An 18,892-nucleotide genomic window follows, 5' to 3' on the forward strand; every position below is an offset into this window, starting at 1 on the left:
GTTGGAAAAATAAAAACATGAAGTTTTTGACGGTTTTCCCTGACTTTGAACGTTTTCATCTTTATAAAGATGTAGGCCAAGTTAATTTTTTTGCAGCCCAACAGCTTTCTTCACAAGCATGTGTTTTAGCTTATGATCCAAAGCTTAGCGCTCCTCCCGAATTAGATATTAGCTTTATTAAAATTAAGAGTATTTTTAAAAGAGTTCCACATATTAAATTAGATTTAAATATTGTGCTTTTTCTTTTTTTTAATGCAAAAAAATTCAAATATTTGAATTTATATCATCCTACATTTGCTTCTCAAATTTATACTATTATTTATAAAACGATGTATAGGAATGGTAAGGTTTATATTAAGTTAGATTTAGACCTAGAAGATGCAAAAAAAAATAGAGGGATCCCAGATAAAGGGATTATAGGCTGGATTAAAAAAACCGTATTTAAAAAGTTTAAAACTTTACTCGATGTTGTTTCGGTGGAATCAAAAGAAGCATATGAATTACTACGTAGTAGAAACTCTTATGCAAAAGAAAAATTGATTTTAATACCTAATGGTGTGAGCAGTTCCGAGCTCGAAAGGAATAACCCCCCCGTTTTATATGACGAAAAAGAAAACGTAATAATCACAATTGCAAGAATAGGGACCGAAGTAAAAAATAATCAACTTATGTTATCTGCCCTGTCTAAATGTGATTTAAAAAACTGGAAATATATTTTTATTGGGCCTATAGAAGATGACTTTCAAAATGACATTATTGCTTTTCAAAAAGAACATCCAAATTTAGCTAATAATGTGGAGTTTCTCGGTTCAAAAAATCGTACTGAAGTAATTAAAATGTATAAGACGGCTAAGGTTTTTACTCTTTCATCCCGTAAAGAGGGTTTTCCATTGGTATATGCGGAGGCTGCTTTTTTTGGTTGTCATATTATTACTACGGCTGTATCAGGTTCTATTGATATTACAGATAATGGTCGCTTAGGAAGTATAACGCCTATAAATAATAGTGATTTATTTGCCGAAGCTATCCAAAATGTTATAAATAATGATATTGAAATAATTCAATTTAATGAAATTAGAAAGTACGCAATTACTCATTTTACTTGGGAAAGCATAATACCTAAATTAGCGAAGAAATTAAGTAATGGTTAAAAAAATAGTTTTCAATACAATTACTTACTTGATTGGCTCGGGATTCGCTCAGGTTTTTGCATTAGTATTTACACTCATATTAATGGATAAATTGCCTGTAGCAGAGTATGGGAATTACAATTTAGTTATTTCACTAGTCGCAATTTTCTCATTTTTAATTGATGGGGGCTTAACGGGCTTTATTATTAAAGAATTTAATAATAAAGGATACCATCTTGATGAGCCTTCTGTTGAACGCGATTTGTTAATTTGTACCACGTACATTTATCAAATTTTAGTCACTAGCTTGTTAATGTTTTTATACACATTAACAGTATTAGCTACTGTTGATAGCAATTTTATTATCAATTACCTAGCATTTGGTTTATTAACATTATTGTTAGGTTTGGCGACCCCTATTTTTGCATTATTAATAGCTAACGAGAAAAGACACCTTATAGTTGCTAAAGATGTGATAGTTGCTGTGATTCGATTAGTTTTAATCGTGATTATTTTTAAGTTCTCGTTTAGCTCACACAATATTTATTTTATTCCCGTAGGCGCATTAATTGTATCAGTCGTTTTAGGCGTTATATTTTATAAACGTATTTTAATCGGGTTTGAAAAATTTACTCCTCCAAAAAAAAATCAGTTTTTAAATATATTAAAGGTGGTTTCTCCTTTTTTATTACTATCATTGTTTAATGTTATTTATAACAAAATAGATATTCTAATGTTAAATGAACTCGCTGATATTAGTGAGGTTGCCTTTTATGCTGGGGCTACAATTTTTGTTTATCCGTTTATGTTTATTTGTACCGCGGCGAGTTCTGCCATACTTCCTTACTTTTCCAGAATGGCAGTAAGATCGAATGACTCAGCAAGAGAAGAAAAGTTAATTCTTATATTTATGCTGGGACTTGGTGCTGTTTTATCATCATTTTTATATTTTATATCGCCATATTTATACACACATCTGTTCGACGGAAAGTATTTAGCATCAGCAGAAATTTATAAAGTACTCGTGTGGTACCTTTTGATTGTATTTGGATATACATCACTATCAAGTTCGTTAGTCGCGATGGGTAAAATAGCGATATTAATTTTGATGAATGTAGTGATGGTTCTTTTGAATATAATTTTAAATTATCAACTTATTCCGGAATACGGTGCTAAAGGTGCTGCATTTGCAACGGTTGTGTCTGAAGTAGCCATTCTGCTATTTTTACTTTTTTATATTAAGGTTCAACAAGCAAAGCATGCATAGCTATTTAATACTCATTTATAATGAGAGTGTATTCGATACACCAACATACAAAACGCTCATACAAATGTTAATGCATACACCGCATGAGGCAGCACTTTATATATGGGATAATAGCCCTGAAGCTCAGCATACATTGCCACTAAAATCAGTAGTTAACACATTAAATATTAACTATTACCACAGTGCTAAAAATGAAAGCTTATCGATTGTTTATAATAAAGTAATGGCGTTAGCATTTGAGGCAGAGAGTTGCTACATAACGATTTTAGATCAAGATAGCTTTTTAGATCTTAATTTTAAAAACAGTATAAATAATATAACCGAGCCATATTTATTAGTACCTAAAGTGTGCTCAGATAAAACAGGAAAGTTAATATCGCCTAGGTATCAGCGTTATAATTATTTAACTAATCATTGCCAAATAAACTATTTCACCGCAAATATAATGGCTGGTAAGCACAATAGTGATGGTCTTTTTGCTGTCGGTAGTGGTATGACAATTCCCAAAGAGTTATGGTTGAGTAAAATACAATTTAGAGAGTGTTTAAGCTTTTATGGTGTAGATACTGAGTTTTGTACTGACTATGCTAAGGATCACAAAGAATTTATTTTATTAGATACGGTTATTAATCATAATGCATCAAATGAGCATGATGAAGGTTATGCAAAATTTAAATGGCGATTGATTAAATATTATGAGCATTGGCATTATCAATTATGTGAGTACACACGTTTACCGAGCTTATTAATCTCTATGTATGTGCCTATATCATTACAATTAGTACTTTTAAAAAATAAACTTAAGCGTTTATTCAAATAATTATTAAAAATACTTAGTTAAACAATTGAGAAAATCATGACAACGTTATCAGTAATAATTCCAACAATGCTAAAAAGTATCGAGCTTTTACAACGAGCAATTGAATCGGTTTTGCTAACTCGCACCATTGATGTTGAAGTTATTGTGGTTAATGATAATAGTAAGGCAGACATCGCTTTTGTTAGCGCCTTAAATATGTATCAATCTAAAATCACCTTAGTAAATAATAAAGGTGTTAATAGAGCTGCAGGAGCTAGAAACTTCGGTGTAAAAGTCGCAAGCGGCGAATTAATTACTTTTTTAGACGATGATGATTTTATCTTACCTGGACGATTAGAGTCTATGTTGGCCAGCTTTAATGAGCAACAGGTAAATAATGTTGTATTAATTTCTACTGGGCGACTCTATGAATATAATAATTTTCAAAAAGTAGAGGTAGTTAAAAAACAATTATTCGGGGCTTTAAAGCTTTCTGATATTAACGTCCATAATCAAATAGATATTGGATTTATAGTAAAAAAAGAATTATTTGAATCATTAAAAGGCTTTGATACATCGTTTACTAACTTAGAAGATTGGGACTTTATCATTCGTTGTTTAGAGTATGGAGATGCTTATAAAGTTGAAAGCTATAGCTATGTTGTAAAAAATGATGTCGACCCTAATCGAGTATCACATAATGATCACTTAGGATTGCGAGAGCTCGCCGATAAGCATAAAAATAAGTTTGGTAAGCAGTGGTTTTACAAAATTAAAACTCAAGAGTTAAGATCTTTGAAGAAACTTAGTTTCTTCAAAGCATGCGCCTTGTGTATTAAAACTAACAGCTTTTACCCAATGAAGAACTATTTAGCTACTCTGCGTAATTAATAATGATAAATAAAACGAAAATCTTAATTAGTTTTTTTTCAGTGATATTGCTTTACTACTTCTTTACACTCTCTGAAAATGTTGACACTGTATTTTTTAGTATGACAATTGGACTATTCTTTTATGTCTTTTTAATGCTTTCTATAGATAAGGAAATTGTTAACCCCTTGTCTCTCATGTTTCCTTTTATATTAGGTGTTTATTATTACCAGTATATGCTTTCATCTAAGCAAGAGGTTCTGAGTCTAGATACTATCTCCGCTATTATATTTTTTATATCTTTTTATGTGTTAGGTGTTTTATTAACTTTATTAAATAAAAAATCAATTTTGAAAAAGAAGATAATTAATCATAAAATTCATAGTGTACTTGTGGTCGATCTTTTTTTAATTTTTGGACTTGTTATTTTCTTGATTGAGTGTGCATTAACTGGAGGGTTTCCGTTTTTTATTGCATTAATACACAAAATAAATGTATACGAAGACATGTATTATGTTCCTATTCTTCATTACTTTGTGATGCTAATTGCGATATTTCCATCAGTATATTATTACTTCTATAAAAATAATAAAGTAGGAAGGCTTAAGTTTTTCGTTGTTTTATTCGTGTCTATATTTGTATTGCTCAATATTATGTCAAGGCAAATATTTATATTCTCAATTGTTTTCATGTTTTTTACATATGCTAAAGTTAATAAAATAAATACTAATAAGTATATATTAAAAGCTGTTATTTTTACTTCTGTTATGTTCTTAGTGCTTGGGTTCGTTAGGATTCAATCTATAAATAATTCGATTTCTCAGCTCGAATACCTTAAAGCATATGCTGGGGTGCCAAAAGAGAGAAATGTTAATACATTTGATGTGACATTCAACTTATATACGAGTCAAAACTTGGTGACACTAAATGATATGATTACCAAGGTCGATTCTCAAGAATTTGGCTATGGTAAATATTCGTTACAGTCATTTATCAAAGTTCTTAAATATGATCAAGCATACAATATTGAATATGCCGTTCAGCTAGATAGCTTTGCACGTTTAGGGACTATCATCGCTGATCCATACTTAGACTTTGGCTTAGTTGGAGTTACACTGTTAGCAATATTATACGGTATAATTAATACAGTATTTTTCTTAAAAGCAAAACATTCAGATTCTATTCGGTATACGTTTTTTTGGGCTGTTCTTTGCTTCATAATGATCATGTCTGTTTTTACCAATTTTTATAACGTTTTATTTTCATGGTTAATCTTTTTGTTTATATATTTTATTACTTTAAAGGCTAAAACTAACAAATGATATTTGCAGTAATAGTTACTTACAATCCGATTCAAGATAACTTGACTAGCCTAATTAATGCGCTGAAAAACAATCAAGTTACTCCTGTAATAGTTGATAACGGAAGCGCAGAACCGGTTACTGCAGAGTGTGAAATAATTAAATTAGAATCTAATTTGGGTATTGCTAAAGCACAGAATGTCGGGATTGAATATGCTTTATCTTTTTCTCCTCATGCATTAATATTTTTCGATCAGGATTCAAGCATTAAAGATAACACTTTTATCGCATCATTATATGAACCAATCTCTAATGGGCGAGCCCAAATTACTGCTCCAGTATTTATTGATAACGCGCGTGGATTTATTTATCCGATAGTCGAAATCACTAAACATGGTGGGCGTATAAAGCATTACCCTAGTTCAGATAAACCAGAGTTTTTTGTTAATAACGCCATATCGTCGGGTACAATGGTAGAGCCAAAGGCTTTGAAAAAAATAGGTTACATGCTTGATAGTTTATTCATAGATTATGTAGATACTGAGTGGTGCCTAAGAGCAGCTAGTAAAAATTTGAAAGTTTTAATCGTTCCTTCAGCCAGGATGATCCACTCTATTGGTGATAAAACCTTGAAGATAGGACGTTTTTATATTCCAAAGCATAGCCCTTTCAGACGTTATTATCGGATTAGAAATTCATTTTTCTTACTTAGGCTTTCCTATGTCCCTAAGGTGATGGCACTGAGAGAGATAATATTCTCTATTATTCATCAAGGTATCCTTATTTTATTTTCTAAAGGAGAACGAGTGGCCTATTTAAAAAGCCTAATAAGAGGCTGTAAAGATGGTGTTTTAGGGCGATTTAGTTGATGGCTAAGAAAAATAGAATCGCTATTTTACTGGCTGCTTACAATGGTGAGTCTTATATTAGCGAGCAGTTAAAGTCTATACTCGAGCAAAAGGAAGTAGACTTAACAGTATTTATCTCTTTAGATAAAAGTTCAGATCGTAGTTATGAAATTATCACCGCTTTTGCTTTAAAATATCCTAAAATTGAATTGTTAGAATATGGTGAAAAATTTGGTTCTGCAGGAAGCAATTTTTTTCATTTAATAAAATCTGTGAATGTTGAAGAGTTTGAATATGTTGCGTTTGCAGACCAAGATGATATTTGGAACGCTTCAAAATTAATCGATGCTGTTAGCATGTTAAACAAAACTAGCGCAGATGGATACTCGTCAAATGTTCTTGCATTTTGGAAGGATGGTCGAGAAAAGCTAGTCCATAAATCTTCTCCACAATCTGAGTTTGATTATTTATTTGAATCTCCAGGCCCTGGATGCACTTTTGTTTTTACAGCTAACTTATTTTGTTTAATCCAAGATAATATTCGAGTCAACTATTCAAAAGTTCATCTGTTATGGTTGCATGACTGGTTCTGTTACTCATTTGCTCGTTTTAATGGCTATAAGTGGGTTATAGATCCTAGATCTTCTATGAAATACAGGCAGCATAATCAGAATGAGGTTGGTGCTAATGCAGGAATATCGTCTTTCATAAATCGAGCCAAAGCAATGTTCGATGGTAGTGGGTTAGCTTATGCCAAATCTCAGTCCCAGTTTATCGGGCAAGAAAATACTAAACCTATGAAATATTTAAGACAAGGGCGACTAGGGTATTTAAAGCTTTCCTTTATTAGCTACAAATTAAGGCGAAAAACTTCGCATAAACTTTTTTGTGCTTTATTTTTCTTGGCAATGTTTATAAAAGGTCCCAATAAAGAAGAAGGAAATGTATTTTGAAGTTACTCTTAACAGGTGCATCTGGATTTATTGGAAAAGAGGTTACAAGACTTTGCGCTAAAAGTAAGCTGCATGTATTTGCTTTAACGCGAAACTATATCGAAGGGTGTGAGCATAAAGTAATCCCTCAACTTAAAGATGCTAAAGCTGAAGATATGAAAGGGTACGATGCCATCATTCATTTAGCCGGTATAGCCCATACAAAGGGAGTAACAGCTAATGATTATTACAACTATAATACAGAGCTCACGATTCACTTGGCAAGAATGGCTGCTAAAGCAAATGTAAAGCGGTTTGTTTTTATAAGCACTATTGGTGTAAATGGTAAAAGTACTAAAGGTGCTCCTTTTTGTAGCTCTGATTCTGCAGAACCACATAATGATTATGCAAAGTCTAAGCTTGAGGCTGAGCTAGGCTTAAAAACAGTGTCTTTAGAAACAGGTTTAGAAGTGGTTATTATAAGGCCTACATTAGTGTACGGAGCTTCAGCACCAGGTAACTTTGGCTTACTGAAAAAACTCGTTAGTGCGCTTCCAATATTACCGTTTGGATTAATCAACAATAAAAGAAGTTTTATTTTTATAAAAAATTTGGCTGACTTAATACTATTATGTACCCATCATTCAAAAGCAGCTGGGGAAACGTTTTTAGCTTCAGATGGTAGGTCCGTATCAATAAAGCACTTTACGAATGAATTGGCAAAAGGTCTTAATAAAACTAGCTTCCAATTACCAATACCTATCAGCTTGATGTTATTAATCGGAAAAATCACCAGGAAGTCAGAAATGGTGGGGCAACTAGTTGACGACTTAGAAGTTGATTCTTCTAATATAGCGAAGCTTTTAAATTGGAAACCTCCGTACTCATTAAACCAAGCTATGTTATATATAAACAGAGATATTCATGATTAGATTATTTGATATTTTTTTTGCGCTTTTTGGTTTGCTTTTTGCTTTACCATTTCTACTTATTTTATACATTATTGGCCTCTTCGATACAGGCTCGCCTATATTTAAACAAGAGCGTGTTGGTAAGAATAAAAAACCTTTCACGTTAGTAAAGTTTAGAACAATGTCAGTAGATACTGCATCTGTAGCAAGTCATTTAGCAAGTACATCATCTATTACGCCATTTGGTAGCTTTTTACGTAGAACAAAGTTAGATGAGTTGCCCCAATTATGGAACGTATTAAAAGGTGAAATGAGTTTAGTGGGTCCTCGCCCAGGGCTGTTTAATCAAGACGAGCTAACAAAAGCTCGTGATGCTAAAAATATATATAATGTTCGCCCTGGTATTACAGGTTTAGCTCAAGTTAACGAGATTGATATGTCTACACCAGAGCTATTAGCTGAGACTGATTATAAAATGATTAGCACATTAAATTTAAAAAACTACTTTAGCTATATATTCCAAACTGTTGCAGGTAAGGGAAGCGGTGACAGAGTAAAATAGTAAGCTGCAGTAGTACAAAAAATTACAAAAAATAACCAAATACATAAAGACTATATAAATATTTACATATAGTCTTTATTTATTAAGTGCAATAGTTGTTCATCTTGTAGTAAAATTGTAATCAATAGAATAGTAGTCTTATCTGCTAGCTTCAGGGAAATGTATTGTGTCTTTAAAATTTTTAGTTAATTTACCTCGTCCTCAAAAAAGAATTATTTCTCTCCTCATCGATAGCGTATTTATAATTGTAGCTTTTTGGCTGGCTTTTTTATTAAGGCTAGACAGCACCGCCGTTTTAAAAAATACACATACTTGGATTTTATTATCAGCATTATTGCCGCTTAGTTTATTAAGCTTTGTAAAGCTTGGGCTCTACAGGGCTGTGCTGCGCTATATGAACACACAAGCCATGTGGGCTATTATTGCCGGTGTAGTACTTTCGACCGTTTATTTAACTATTTTATCTTTTTTTCTTAGTGCGCCAGTACCACGCACCGTTCCATTTATTTATGCCAGCTTTTGTATTTTATTTGTTGGTGGTGCGAGGCTAACGGTACGAGCTGTAGTTGGCCAAATAACTATGCGCCGCAAAGAAGGTGTAATTATATATGGGGCTGGTTCTGCTGGTCGTCAATTAGCAACGGCCTTAGCAAATGGACCAGAATATTCACCAGTCGCTTTTATAGACGACGATCCTAAAAAGCATTTATCGTTAATCCAAGGTATTTGTGTGCATGCACCTTCTCAAATTGCTGAATTAGCAAAGCAAAAGTGTGCAAATAAAATATTATTAGCGCTACCAAGTACATCTCGAAGTCGTCGAAAAGAAGTACTTAACGCAATAGAAAAATTTAAATTACAAGTTATGACTGTTCCCGGCATGGCAGATATTGTTGCAGGGACAACGAATCTTGACGAAATCAAAGATGTTGAAATAGACGACCTGCTAGGCCGTGATTCAGTTCAACCACGACAAGATTTAATGTCGGCAAATATAGCTAACAAAGCTGTGATGGTAACCGGTGCTGGCGGCTCTATAGGTTCAGAACTTTGTAGACAAATAATTAAGAACAGCCCGACTAAAATAGTGTTATTTGAGCTTTCTGAGTTTGCTTTATATGCTATAGAAAAAGAGTTGTCGGAGTACTGTGATACCAATAATTTAAATATAGAAGTACTACCAATACTGGGCTCTATTCAAAATAAAAAATTAGTTGAGTCAACATTTTCTACTTTTAGTGTTCAAACTGTCTATCATGCTGCTGCATATAAACATGTACCTTTAGTTGAGCATAATGTAGTTGAAGGCGTACGTAACAATGTTTATGGCACCTACAATGTAGCAACCGCTGCAATTTATACAAATGTAGAAACGTTTGTTTTGGTTTCCACAGATAAAGCAGTACGTCCAACTAATATAATGGGTACTACTAAGCGCATGGCAGAATTAGTACTGCAAGGGCTATCTGAAATCCAAGACACAACACGCTTTACCATGGTTCGATTTGGTAATGTTTTAGGTTCGTCTGGTTCTGTTGTACCGTTGTTTAGAAAACAAATTAAAGCAGGCGGCCCAATAACACTTACTCACCAAGATATAACCCGTTACTTTATGACAATACCAGAGGCTGCCCAGTTGGTTATTCAAGCGGGAGCAATGGGAGTTGGTAGTGACGTGTTTGTACTTGATATGGGAGAGCCTGTTAAAATTAAAGATTTAGCTGTTAAAATGGTTCATTTATCAGGGCTTGAAGTTAAACATGAAAAACGCCCAAATGGTGATATAGAAATAAAGTGCACAGGATTACGTCCAGGTGAAAAACTCTTTGAAGAGCTGCTCATCGGAGATAACGTTATTGGAACTGACCACCCAAGAATCCTAAGTGCACAAGAAGTTAAAATGCCTTGGTCTGAGCTCGACCCATTTTTAGATAAACTTAAAATTGCATGTGACGAGTCTGATCATCAAGAAATACGTAGACTACTTTTAACTGCACCTACAGCTTTTTCACCAACTGACGGTATTTGTGACTTAAACTGGAAACAAAAATTTAATAATCAAACGAATGTTACAGTTTTACCAAACGTAAGTGGCTCCTAAAGCGAATAGATTGCAATAGTTTGATGTTTTTAGGGAATGAAATGCCTACGTGGATTACCCCTCGGTGTATGGTGACCATGTAAGCGTCTTGCTTGCTGGCGCACTAAAAGCGCAGCTTTACGTATTTATCAAATTGCGTGAGCAAGCTTCACGCCTACGCGAATTTTTCATCCTCGGTATAGTGACCATGTAGGCGCCTTGCTTGCTGGCGCATTAAAAGCGCAGCTTTTACATATTTATTAACTTGCTACGTGGATTTCCCCCCTTGGTATAGTGATAATGTAGGCCCCTTGCTTGCTTGCGCACTAAAAGCGCAGCTTTACGTATTTATCAAATTGCGTGAGCAAGCTTCACGCCTACGTGTATTTTTATCTTCGGCGTATGTAACCATGTAGGCGCCTTGCTTGCTGGCGCATTAAAGCTACCGCTTTTATGTATTCATCAAATTGCGAGAGCAAGCTTAACCCCTACGCGAATTTTTCATCCTCGGTGTAGTGACCATGTAGGCGTCTTGCTTGCTGGCGCATTAAAAGCGCAGCTTTTACATATTCATCAAATTGCGATAACAAGCTTCTCGCCTACGCGAATTTTTCATCCTCGATGTAATGACCATGTAGGCGTCTTGCTTGCTGGCGCATTAAAAGCGCAGCTTTTACGTATTCATCAAATAGCGTGAGCAAGCTTCACGTTTACGCGAATTTTTCATCCTCGGTGTAGTGACCATGTAGGCGCCTTGCTTGCTGGCGCACTAAAAGCGCAGCTTTACGTATTTATCAAATTGCGTGAGCAAGCTTCACGCCTACGTGGATTATTATCCTCGGTGTTTGGTGACTATGTAGGCGCCTTGCTTGCTGGCGCTTTAAAGCCACCGCTTTACAAGTAAACACAATCCCAATATGGGTATTTCTTTATGTTGTCCACTAAGCCAGCACGTAAAGGGTTTGCGACTATATACCTCGCTTGACCTATTAAATCTTCATTATTTCTTATTTTGTGGTCATAGTAATTTGATTGCCATATCCTTCCATGCGTACCGCTATGTTTATTAAGTCTATAAGTTGTAATGCTTTTAAAATTCCTAACTAGGTGTGAAAGGTTAAGGCTACTATTTAACTGTAAAATCCAATGTATATGATCAGGCATGATTACGTAGCAGATAGTATTAAGTGAATTGTTTTTTGAAAATTTAATGAGTTCACTCGCAATTAACCGTGCACATAAAAAGTTAGCAAATAATGGCTTACGAAAATCACAACAAATTGTAATAGAGTAATAAGCGTTTACCGAAGTGCAGCGTCCTTTTAAACGTTTATGTGTGTTAGCCATATAATTAATTTCCATTTGAATAAATTAAATTGCGCGAGCAAGCTTCACGCCTACGTGGATTTTTCATCCTCGGTGTAGTGACCATATAGGCGCCTTATTTGCTGGCGCACTAAAAGCGCAGCTTTTACGTATTTATTAAATTGCGTGAGCAAGTTTCACGCCTACAATTTACCAATCTCTATTTTAACTTCACTACTTAATACCTCTTTGTACCTTGCTGCTAAGGCGTTTTTTGCATCATCATCGCCATGTACAATTTTTATATGGCTTGGCTTTTTATACATACCCGTTACAAACTTAATTAATCCGTTTTGATCGGCATGGGCGCTATAGCCACTAATTGTATGTACTTTGGCGTTTATAGTAATGCGAGCATCATTTATAAAAACATACCCATTACGCGCGCCATATTTTTGAATTTCGCGGCCTAACGTTTTGTTTCCTTGGTAACCTACAAACAATACATCGGTGGTTTTGTCATTTAAAAATCGCTCAAGATAATTAACTATTCGGCCACCAGTGCACATACCGCTTGCAGCTAATATAATGGCTGGTGTTTGCCGAGAACTTAAATAGTTAATAATAGCCAAATGCTCTTTGTGTGAATCAACCGTAGTTAGGTTTTTAAAATCGAGCGGGTGCCTACCGTTTGCAACTTTGCGTTTGGCCTCGCTATCCCATAGGTGCTTAAATTTTTTGTATTGCTCGGTGAAATTGGCAGCCATAGGGGAGTCGAGTATTACGTGAATGTCTCGCCACTTAGACTTTTTAGATGAGCCATGTATGAGTTGCTCAAGCTCATATAGTAGCTCTTGTGTGCGACCAATACTAAAAGCAGGAACTAAAACAATGCCGTTGTCGGCTACGGCGCGTTCAATAATGTTTTTTAGCGTTTGTGTACGCTTTTTACGGCCTTGGTGATTTTTATCGCCGTAGGTTGATTCAATAACTAGGGTGTCGGCTTTATAAGGCGGCTTAGGCGAAGGGAGTAGCGGGGTATACGGTGCGCCTAAATCTCCTGAAAACACAACACGATGTTTGTTGTTATCATTATTTGTAACGTCAATTTCAACGTAGGCAGAACCTAATATATGCCCCGCACGCTGAAACCTCGCCTTAGCTTTGTCGGGCCCTTTGCAAGGCAGTTCAAACCACGTTTTATAATCAACAGCAACTATGCGTTTATTTAATAAACTTAAGCAGGCAGCTATAATTTTAGGGTCGCGGGTTACACCCACTTTTAAAGCATCTTCAATTACCAAAGGTAATAATCTGGCCGATGCAATACTTGTAAAAATAGGGCCTGTAAAACCGGCTGCTAATAAGTAAGGAATTCGACCAACATGGTCAATATGGCAATGGGTAACAATAAGCGCAGTAACATGGGTAATATTAAATTCAATTGAAAGATCTGCTTTAGAATCTTCACCCTGAAATAACCCGCAATCAACAAGCACACTCGTTTGCTCGTTAATTACCAGTTCGTGGCACGAACCGGTAACTCCATTAACCGCTCCGTGGTGAAGTATTTGCATTGCGCTTCCTTGTTATCAATTCGTTACATTGAATTTTAAGGTAGAAGCAAAGCCATAAATATTCAAGGTTATAGCGCTTGAGCTGAATTAATAACCTCACCTACAAATATGCATTAACCTGTAGGAGCGAATTTACTTCGCGCTTTTATTATTTTTATCGCTTCGCGTTCTTACTTAAATATTAATTTTAAAATCATATTAATTCAGGTTTTTAATAAATTTATTACCTTTTCCTAAACTTTTGTTTAGTTTGCTCTAAACATTGCTTTATAAGCGCTAAAGCCTTTATTTCTCTTAAATTCAATAACATTGTTTACTAATGTGAGTGGCTATTAACCACTAAGGCTTATTTACATAGGCACTCTATGGTGGTTATAATGCCGCCGTTATTTAGTTTAGCGTTGTGTTTTTTGCAACTTAGTTATGTGTTAAGGACTATTATGGAAAGCTGGTATTTAGTCGTATGCAAACCTAAACAAGAAGAAAGAGCTAAAACTAACTTGCAAAATCAAGGGATTGAAGCGTTTTACCCCAAATTAACTACCGAAAGGTTGGTCAAAGGTCGGCGTACCGTCAAACAAACCGCTTTATTCCCTAATTATTTATTTGTATGCCTTGAGTCAAAAAACGGTAATTTTTCTGCTGTAAAAAATACACGTGGAATTGGTGGCTTTGTATCCTACGGATCACAGTATCAATTAGTTTCTACGCATATAATTAATCAGCTAAAAAATGAGCGTTCACACACCACTGAATCACTAATACCAAAAGCAGGTGATGTAGTAAGTGTGAATAACTATTCATTTAGTAATATACAAGCAATATACAAAGAGCCAGACGGCGACCTACGCAGTATTTTACTAATTAACCTACTCAACCAAAAAATTGAAGTAAGTGTAGATAATAAAGATATTAAGCAATAATAACTAAAAGCGTAACACCGTAAAAAATAGCTATATATCAGTACATAGGAACTGTAACCTAAGGGCGGAAGCGTGCCTAAAACACTGTGGTTAATTACTTGTAGACGCACAGGCAAGCTCACTGACTTCGATGTGATAAATGATAGCTAATCATTTATCAATGAGAGGTACAAGACGCACAGCTTGCTAGCGTGACGAGCAAAGCTCGTAATAAGGGTTATTCACAAAGAGGTTAAGAGGGCGCTGCGCTTTAGAGAAGTAAACAGCTATAAAGCACTTGTTTAAAGGGTTCCTGATTCACTTCTCTTTGTGCAATTGGTGATGAATGCGTTAAGTGTTTTACTAAAAACGGCTTTCAATTAAATTTATTCATAAATACCTTATGAAAATACTGATATAATTTTAGTGCTAATTAAAAACTTAGTTACAAAGCTTTTACAAAGCAAAGGCTATTGCTTCACAATAGTGCACATGCTTTAATTAGTCGGCTAAAATACAAGTGCTCACCAAGGTTGGTGAGTAAGTGCAATATTTAAAATAATTTTGGGATTCTACAATGGCGTTAAGCTGTAAATCACTCGCATCAATACTCGCAATGCTAAGCATGACAGGTTGTACTATTATACCTGGTAGTCATTTTGAAGGTATCAACCCAGGTGAGCAAACTCATAACCTTGAGCAAGATCTCGAAAAAGTAAATATTCAAATAATAGATTCAAGGCTAATAGCTGCAGAAAAACAAAAAAAACAAAAGGTTAGCCATTTAGCTAAAGCTATAGCTTTGGATACATCAAGCTATCAGTATAAGCTGGGAGTAGGCGACGTTATAACAATTGGTGTATGGGATCATCCAGAGCTTACAATACCAGCCGGTACGCAGCGCACAGCAGAGTTTGATGGTTTTAGAGTACAAGAAAATGGAACTATAACTTTTGCTTATGCACCAAATGTACCGGCTGTGGGGAAAACAATTCCACAAATACGTGATGCACTTGTAAAACGCCTAAGTCGAGTGATAGAAGACCCACAAGTAGATGTAAAAGTTGTTAGTTTTAAAAGTCAAAAAGCTTATGTAACAGGTGAAGTTACTAAGCCCGGTGTATACCCAATAACTGAAACTCCTCTTACGCTTATTGATGCGCTAAACCAAGCTGGCGGTTTAAATGATTCAGCAGACTGGCGCACTGTTACATATACCCACAATGGTAAAACCGAAATAATCAAGCTAGATGACTTTTATACAAATGGTGACATATCACAAAATCGCCTTTTAGAGCATGGCGATATAGTGCACGTAAGCCGTAATGACGCACAAAAAGTATTTATGTTAGGAGAGGTAAAGCGCCCCGGTACGTTAAAAGTCAGTCGTTACGGGTTAAACTTAGCTGAGGCGCTAAGTGATTCTGGCGGTATAAATGAAGGTAGCGCTGACGCAAATGGCGTATTTGTTGTGCGTAAACGAGACTTGCAGCAAACAGGCTTAATTGCTGATGTATACCAATTACATGCAAAAAACATTACAGCAATGGTTATTGCAGAACAATTTAAATTACAACCAAACGACATAGTTTATGTAACGTCTGCACCGTTAGCACGCTGGAATCGTGTAATTAGCTTACTATTACCATCAGTTAGTGCAATAGATGAAATAGATGACACAGTTGACTCAGTTAGCAACTAATCGGAGAAAGTATGTTTGACTCAATTTTAGTTGTATGTGCGGGAAATATTTGCCGCAGCCCAACAGGTGAGTATGTTTTAAAGCAAAAGCTTGAAGGCAAAAATATTAAAGTATCGTCTGCAGGCTTAACAGCACTTGAAGGCAAGCCAGCCGATGCAAAAGCAAAACAAATAGCCCTCGCACATGGCGTTAATATGGACGCTCACCAAGGGCAGCAGCTTACATCAAGCTTGGTTGCGCAAAATAGCGTAATACTCGTAATGGAAGAACGCCATTTAAACGATGTGCATGCACGTTATCCTGAAGCTCGTGGTAAAACTTTTTTACTCGGTAAATGGATTAATAACGCTGAAATACCAGACCCATATCGGCAAAGCCAAGAAGCTTTTGAACACGTTTACACATTAATCGATAGCGCATGTAGCGCTTGGCAAAAGTATTTATAAGGAATGGCTAATTTAATGAATTCTCAGCCAAGTTCAACTCAAACTAATAAACAAGCCGAAAACGCACAAGATATAGATTTAATGGTGTTTGTTGGTGCCATAATTGATCGTAAATTTTTGGTACTAACTATTACAATAGTATTTATGTTAGTAGGTATTGTTTACGCAAGATATTCAACACCAATTTATCAGGTTAACTCAATTTTACAAGTAGAGAGCTCAGGTTCAAATGTGCCTGGTTTAGATGATGTTGGTGGCATGTTTGAATCGTCAAGCAACTCAACTGCAGAAATAGAGCTATTAAAATCACGTAGTATAATTGGTGAGGCTGTTGATACTCTTAATCTTGATGTAATCGCTACCCCAAAACTATTTCCTTACATTGGCTCACGCGCATACAACGTATTTTCACCTATTAAGCCAAACCAACTGGCAGAGCCTCAATTTGGAGCTGATAGTTATGCTTGGGGAGGAGAAAGTATAGATGTATTTAGATTTAAAGTACCTAACTCGGCAATAGGTAATACCTTTATTTTAAAAGTTGCTCCTAACAATACAATAATATTAGTAAATAATAATGAAGAGCTAATATTAAAAGGCAATATAGGTGAAGAGTTAACCAATGGGAGCTTTACGTTAATAGTAAAGAGTCTTAATGCACGCCCAGGTACTGAGTTTTTAATTACACGAAAAAATCGACTTGGTACTATTTTAGGTTTGCAAAATAGTTTAATAGCAAGCGAATTAGGTAAAAGTACTGGCATAATTGTTCTTGAAATGCAGCATAGCTCGCCAAGTTACGCACAGAAAGTAATAAACACAATTGCACAAATATATGTGCGCCGAAATGTTGAGCGTAATAGTGCCGAAGCACAAAATTCACTCGACTTTTTAAAAGTACAACTCCCAGAGATAAAAAAACAATTAGAAGCTGCAGAGGCTAAATACAACAATTACAAAATAGAACAACAGTCTGTAGATATAAGCTTAGAGACGCAATCAGTACTCGATCGTGTTGTAACCTTAGACACAAAACTACAAGACTTAGATTTACAGCGTTTAGAATTAAGCCGTAAATTTAAAAGTGAGCACCCACTTTATCAAGGCTTAGTTGAAAAAATAAATGAAATGAAAAAACAAAAAGAAGAGTTAGTACAAGAAGTTGGTAACTTACCTGCTACCCAGCAGCAGTTACTAAGTCTAAGGCGCGACGTAGAAGTAAATAACCAAATTTACATGCTGCTTTTAAGTAAAGCTCAAGAGCTTGATGTAGTACGTGCAGGTACAGTAGGCAATGTGCGTATAATTGATTCAGCTGAATTAAACTCAACCGGACCAATAAAGCCTAAAAAATCATTAATAGTTGTTATTGCAACAATATTAGGTGCGTTATTAGCTATAACCATTGTTATCGTACAAAAAACTCTTAATAAAGGAGTGGAAGATCCTAGTGAAATAGAAGCGCTTGGGTTACCTGTATACGCAAGTGTACCGCACTCTGAGTATCAAGATAAATTAACGGGTTTTGCTAAAGTGCGTAAAAATAAAACAGCTAAAGCTAAAAGTATACTCGCGGTAGATAACCCCGCCGATTTATCAATAGAGGCATTGCGAAGCCTACGTACAAGCTTACATTTTGCGATGATGGAAGCTAAAAACAATATAATTGCTATATCGGGTCCAAGCCCGGGCGTGGGCAAATCGTTTATATCGGTTAACTTAGCCTCAGTACTTGCACAGGGCGGTAAAAAAGTATTAATTATTGACGCAGATATGCGTAAGGGTTATTTACAAACGCAGTTTGGCATAAAATGGGATAATGGCTTAAGTGATTACTTGTCGGGCCGTTTAAATCTTGAGCAAGTTACTAAGCAAACCAAAGTTGAAAATTTAAATATAATTACGCGTGGGCAAATACCGCCAAACCCTTCTGAGTTATTAATGCATAGCAACTTTAGTAAATTGGTTGAAGAGGTTAGCGCAGCTTACGACATAATATTAATAGATACCCCACCTATATTAGCTGTAACTGATCCAGCAATAGTAAGTGCTCATGTTGGTACAACGTTATTAGTTGCGCGCTTTGGGCAAAACCATTTGCGCGAGATAGAGCTAACCCGCAACCGTTTTGAGCAAAATGGTACAGATGTAAGAGGCGTTGTATTTAATGGTGTTGTTAAAAAAGCGAGTAATGCTTATGGCTATTACGGCTACTACAACTACGAATATAAGTCAGATAAATAAAGAGTCATACCTATGT

General features: G+C 35.3%; 17 protein-coding genes. 15 read left to right on the plus strand and 2 right to left on the minus strand.

Annotated elements, in window-relative coordinates; genetic code table 11:
- Positions 1–17 precede the first annotated feature (17 nt).
- The 11 genes from H5160_RS02795 to H5160_RS02845 all read left to right on the plus strand — a co-directional run bounded on the left by H5160_RS02795 (position 18) and on the right by H5160_RS02845 (position 11,397).
- Positions 18–1,151, plus strand: a complete 1,134-nt coding sequence (locus tag H5160_RS02795) for a glycosyltransferase family 4 protein (RefSeq protein ID WP_182736665.1) — start codon at positions 18–20, stop codon at positions 1,149–1,151.
- Positions 1,144–2,397 (plus strand): oligosaccharide flippase family protein, encoded by a 1,254-nt coding sequence (locus tag H5160_RS02800; RefSeq protein ID WP_182736666.1) that lies wholly within the window; start codon positions 1,144–1,146, stop codon positions 2,395–2,397. Before H5160_RS02795 ends, H5160_RS02800 begins: the two co-directional genes overlap by 8 nt.
- The gene (locus H5160_RS02805) at positions 2,390–3,217 is read left to right on the plus strand and encodes a hypothetical protein (protein ID WP_182682508.1); all 828 of its coding nucleotides are present in this window, start codon (positions 2,390–2,392) and stop codon (positions 3,215–3,217) included. The genes H5160_RS02800 and H5160_RS02805 overlap by 8 nt, the downstream gene beginning before the upstream one ends.
- A 36-nt stretch (positions 3,218–3,253) precedes the next feature.
- Positions 3,254–4,087 (plus strand): glycosyltransferase family 2 protein, encoded by an 834-nt coding sequence (locus H5160_RS02810; protein ID WP_182736667.1) that lies wholly within the window; start codon positions 3,254–3,256, stop codon positions 4,085–4,087.
- A gap of 101 nt (positions 4,088–4,188) precedes the next feature.
- A complete protein-coding gene (locus H5160_RS02815; protein ID WP_182736668.1) occupies positions 4,189–5,388 on the plus strand; it encodes an O-antigen polymerase in 1,200 nt (399 codons plus the stop codon).
- Positions 5,385–6,236: a glycosyltransferase family 2 protein gene (locus H5160_RS02820; protein ID WP_182736669.1), complete on the plus strand. Its 852-nt coding sequence runs from the start codon at positions 5,385–5,387 to the stop codon at positions 6,234–6,236. Before H5160_RS02815 ends, H5160_RS02820 begins: the two co-directional genes overlap by 4 nt.
- Positions 6,236–7,168 (plus strand): glycosyltransferase, encoded by a 933-nt coding sequence (locus H5160_RS02825; protein ID WP_182736670.1) that lies wholly within the window; start codon positions 6,236–6,238, stop codon positions 7,166–7,168. The genes H5160_RS02820 and H5160_RS02825 overlap by 1 nt, the downstream gene beginning before the upstream one ends.
- The gene (locus H5160_RS02830; RefSeq protein ID WP_182736671.1) at positions 7,165–8,079 is read left to right on the plus strand and encodes an NAD-dependent epimerase/dehydratase family protein; all 915 of its coding nucleotides are present in this window, start codon (positions 7,165–7,167) and stop codon (positions 8,077–8,079) included. The genes H5160_RS02825 and H5160_RS02830 overlap by 4 nt, the downstream gene beginning before the upstream one ends.
- A complete protein-coding gene (locus tag H5160_RS02835) occupies positions 8,072–8,620 on the plus strand; it encodes a sugar transferase (RefSeq protein ID WP_182736673.1) in 549 nt (182 codons plus the stop codon). Before H5160_RS02830 ends, H5160_RS02835 begins: the two co-directional genes overlap by 8 nt.
- A gap of 166 nt (positions 8,621–8,786) precedes the next feature.
- Positions 8,787–10,721 carry a nucleoside-diphosphate sugar epimerase/dehydratase gene (locus H5160_RS02840; RefSeq protein WP_182736675.1) on the plus strand — a complete coding sequence of 645 codons (1,935 nt, stop codon included), beginning with the start codon at positions 8,787–8,789 and terminating at the stop codon, positions 10,719–10,721.
- Between the two features lie 400 nt (positions 10,722–11,121).
- Positions 11,122–11,397, plus strand: a complete 276-nt coding sequence (locus H5160_RS02845; protein WP_182736676.1) for a hypothetical protein — start codon at positions 11,122–11,124, stop codon at positions 11,395–11,397.
- A gap of 197 nt (positions 11,398–11,594) precedes the next feature.
- On the opposite strand, the gene H5160_RS02850 is transcribed toward H5160_RS02845, so the two are convergent.
- Positions 11,595–12,062 carry an REP-associated tyrosine transposase gene (locus H5160_RS02850; protein ID WP_310736664.1) on the minus strand — a complete coding sequence of 156 codons (468 nt, stop codon included), beginning with the start codon at positions 12,060–12,062 and terminating at the stop codon, positions 11,595–11,597.
- Positions 12,063–12,208: 146 nt separating this feature from the next.
- Positions 12,209–13,582: an MBL fold metallo-hydrolase RNA specificity domain-containing protein gene (locus tag H5160_RS02855; RefSeq protein ID WP_182736680.1), complete on the minus strand. Its 1,374-nt coding sequence runs from the start codon at positions 13,580–13,582 to the stop codon at positions 12,209–12,211.
- 440 nt (positions 13,583–14,022) lie between these two features.
- Here H5160_RS02855 and rfaH point away from each other — a divergent pair, with 440 nt between their 5' ends.
- The 4 genes from rfaH to H5160_RS02875 all read left to right on the plus strand — a co-directional run bounded on the left by rfaH (position 14,023) and on the right by H5160_RS02875 (position 18,876).
- Positions 14,023–14,505: a transcription/translation regulatory transformer protein RfaH gene (rfaH, locus tag H5160_RS02860; RefSeq protein WP_182682517.1), complete on the plus strand. Its 483-nt coding sequence runs from the start codon at positions 14,023–14,025 to the stop codon at positions 14,503–14,505.
- A 556-nt stretch (positions 14,506–15,061) separates the two neighbouring features.
- Entirely contained in the window at positions 15,062–16,186 is a 1,125-nt protein-coding gene (locus H5160_RS02865) for a polysaccharide export protein (RefSeq protein WP_182736682.1), read from the plus strand.
- An 11-nt stretch (positions 16,187–16,197) separates the two neighbouring features.
- Positions 16,198–16,632, plus strand: a complete 435-nt coding sequence (locus H5160_RS02870) for a low molecular weight protein-tyrosine-phosphatase (protein ID WP_182736684.1) — start codon at positions 16,198–16,200, stop codon at positions 16,630–16,632.
- 15 nt (positions 16,633–16,647) lie between these two features.
- Positions 16,648–18,876, plus strand: a complete 2,229-nt coding sequence (locus H5160_RS02875) for a polysaccharide biosynthesis tyrosine autokinase (protein ID WP_182736686.1) — start codon at positions 16,648–16,650, stop codon at positions 18,874–18,876.
- The last annotated feature ends 16 nt before the right edge of the window (positions 18,877–18,892 follow it).

Origin of the sequence: Pseudoalteromonas sp. SG43-4, assembly GCF_014164325.1 — a bacterium.
Classification (GTDB): domain Bacteria; phylum Pseudomonadota; class Gammaproteobacteria; order Enterobacterales; family Alteromonadaceae; genus Pseudoalteromonas; species Pseudoalteromonas distincta.

What these genes read in the sequence shown, in the direction of transcription:
- H5160_RS02835 (WP_182736673.1), top strand. Translation starts at nt 8,072, where the DNA reads ATGATTAGATTATTTGATATTTTTTTTGCGCTTTTTGGTTTGCTTTTT.
- H5160_RS02820 (WP_182736669.1), top strand. Translation starts at nt 5,385, where the DNA reads ATGATATTTGCAGTAATAGTTACTTACAATCCGATTCAAGATAACTTG.
- H5160_RS02850 (WP_310736664.1), bottom strand. Translation starts at nt 12,062, where the DNA reads ATGGAAATTAATTATATGGCTAACACACATAAACGTTTAAAAGGACGC.
- H5160_RS02810 (WP_182736667.1), top strand. Translation starts at nt 3,254, where the DNA reads ATGACAACGTTATCAGTAATAATTCCAACAATGCTAAAAAGTATCGAG.
- H5160_RS02800 (WP_182736666.1), top strand. Translation starts at nt 1,144, where the DNA reads ATGGTTAAAAAAATAGTTTTCAATACAATTACTTACTTGATTGGCTCG.
- H5160_RS02855 (WP_182736680.1), bottom strand. Translation starts at nt 13,582, where the DNA reads ATGCAAATACTTCACCACGGAGCGGTTAATGGAGTTACCGGTTCGTGC.
- H5160_RS02825 (WP_182736670.1), top strand. Translation starts at nt 6,236, where the DNA reads ATGGCTAAGAAAAATAGAATCGCTATTTTACTGGCTGCTTACAATGGT.
- H5160_RS02805 (WP_182682508.1), top strand. Translation starts at nt 2,390, where the DNA reads ATGCATAGCTATTTAATACTCATTTATAATGAGAGTGTATTCGATACA.
- H5160_RS02875 (WP_182736686.1), top strand. Translation starts at nt 16,648, where the DNA reads ATGAATTCTCAGCCAAGTTCAACTCAAACTAATAAACAAGCCGAAAAC.
- H5160_RS02795 (WP_182736665.1), top strand. Translation starts at nt 18, where the DNA reads ATGAAGTTTTTGACGGTTTTCCCTGACTTTGAACGTTTTCATCTTTAT.
- H5160_RS02865 (WP_182736682.1), top strand. Translation starts at nt 15,062, where the DNA reads ATGGCGTTAAGCTGTAAATCACTCGCATCAATACTCGCAATGCTAAGC.
- rfaH (WP_182682517.1), top strand. Translation starts at nt 14,023, where the DNA reads ATGGAAAGCTGGTATTTAGTCGTATGCAAACCTAAACAAGAAGAAAGA.
- H5160_RS02870 (WP_182736684.1), top strand. Translation starts at nt 16,198, where the DNA reads ATGTTTGACTCAATTTTAGTTGTATGTGCGGGAAATATTTGCCGCAGC.
- H5160_RS02815 (WP_182736668.1), top strand. Translation starts at nt 4,189, where the DNA reads ATGACAATTGGACTATTCTTTTATGTCTTTTTAATGCTTTCTATAGAT.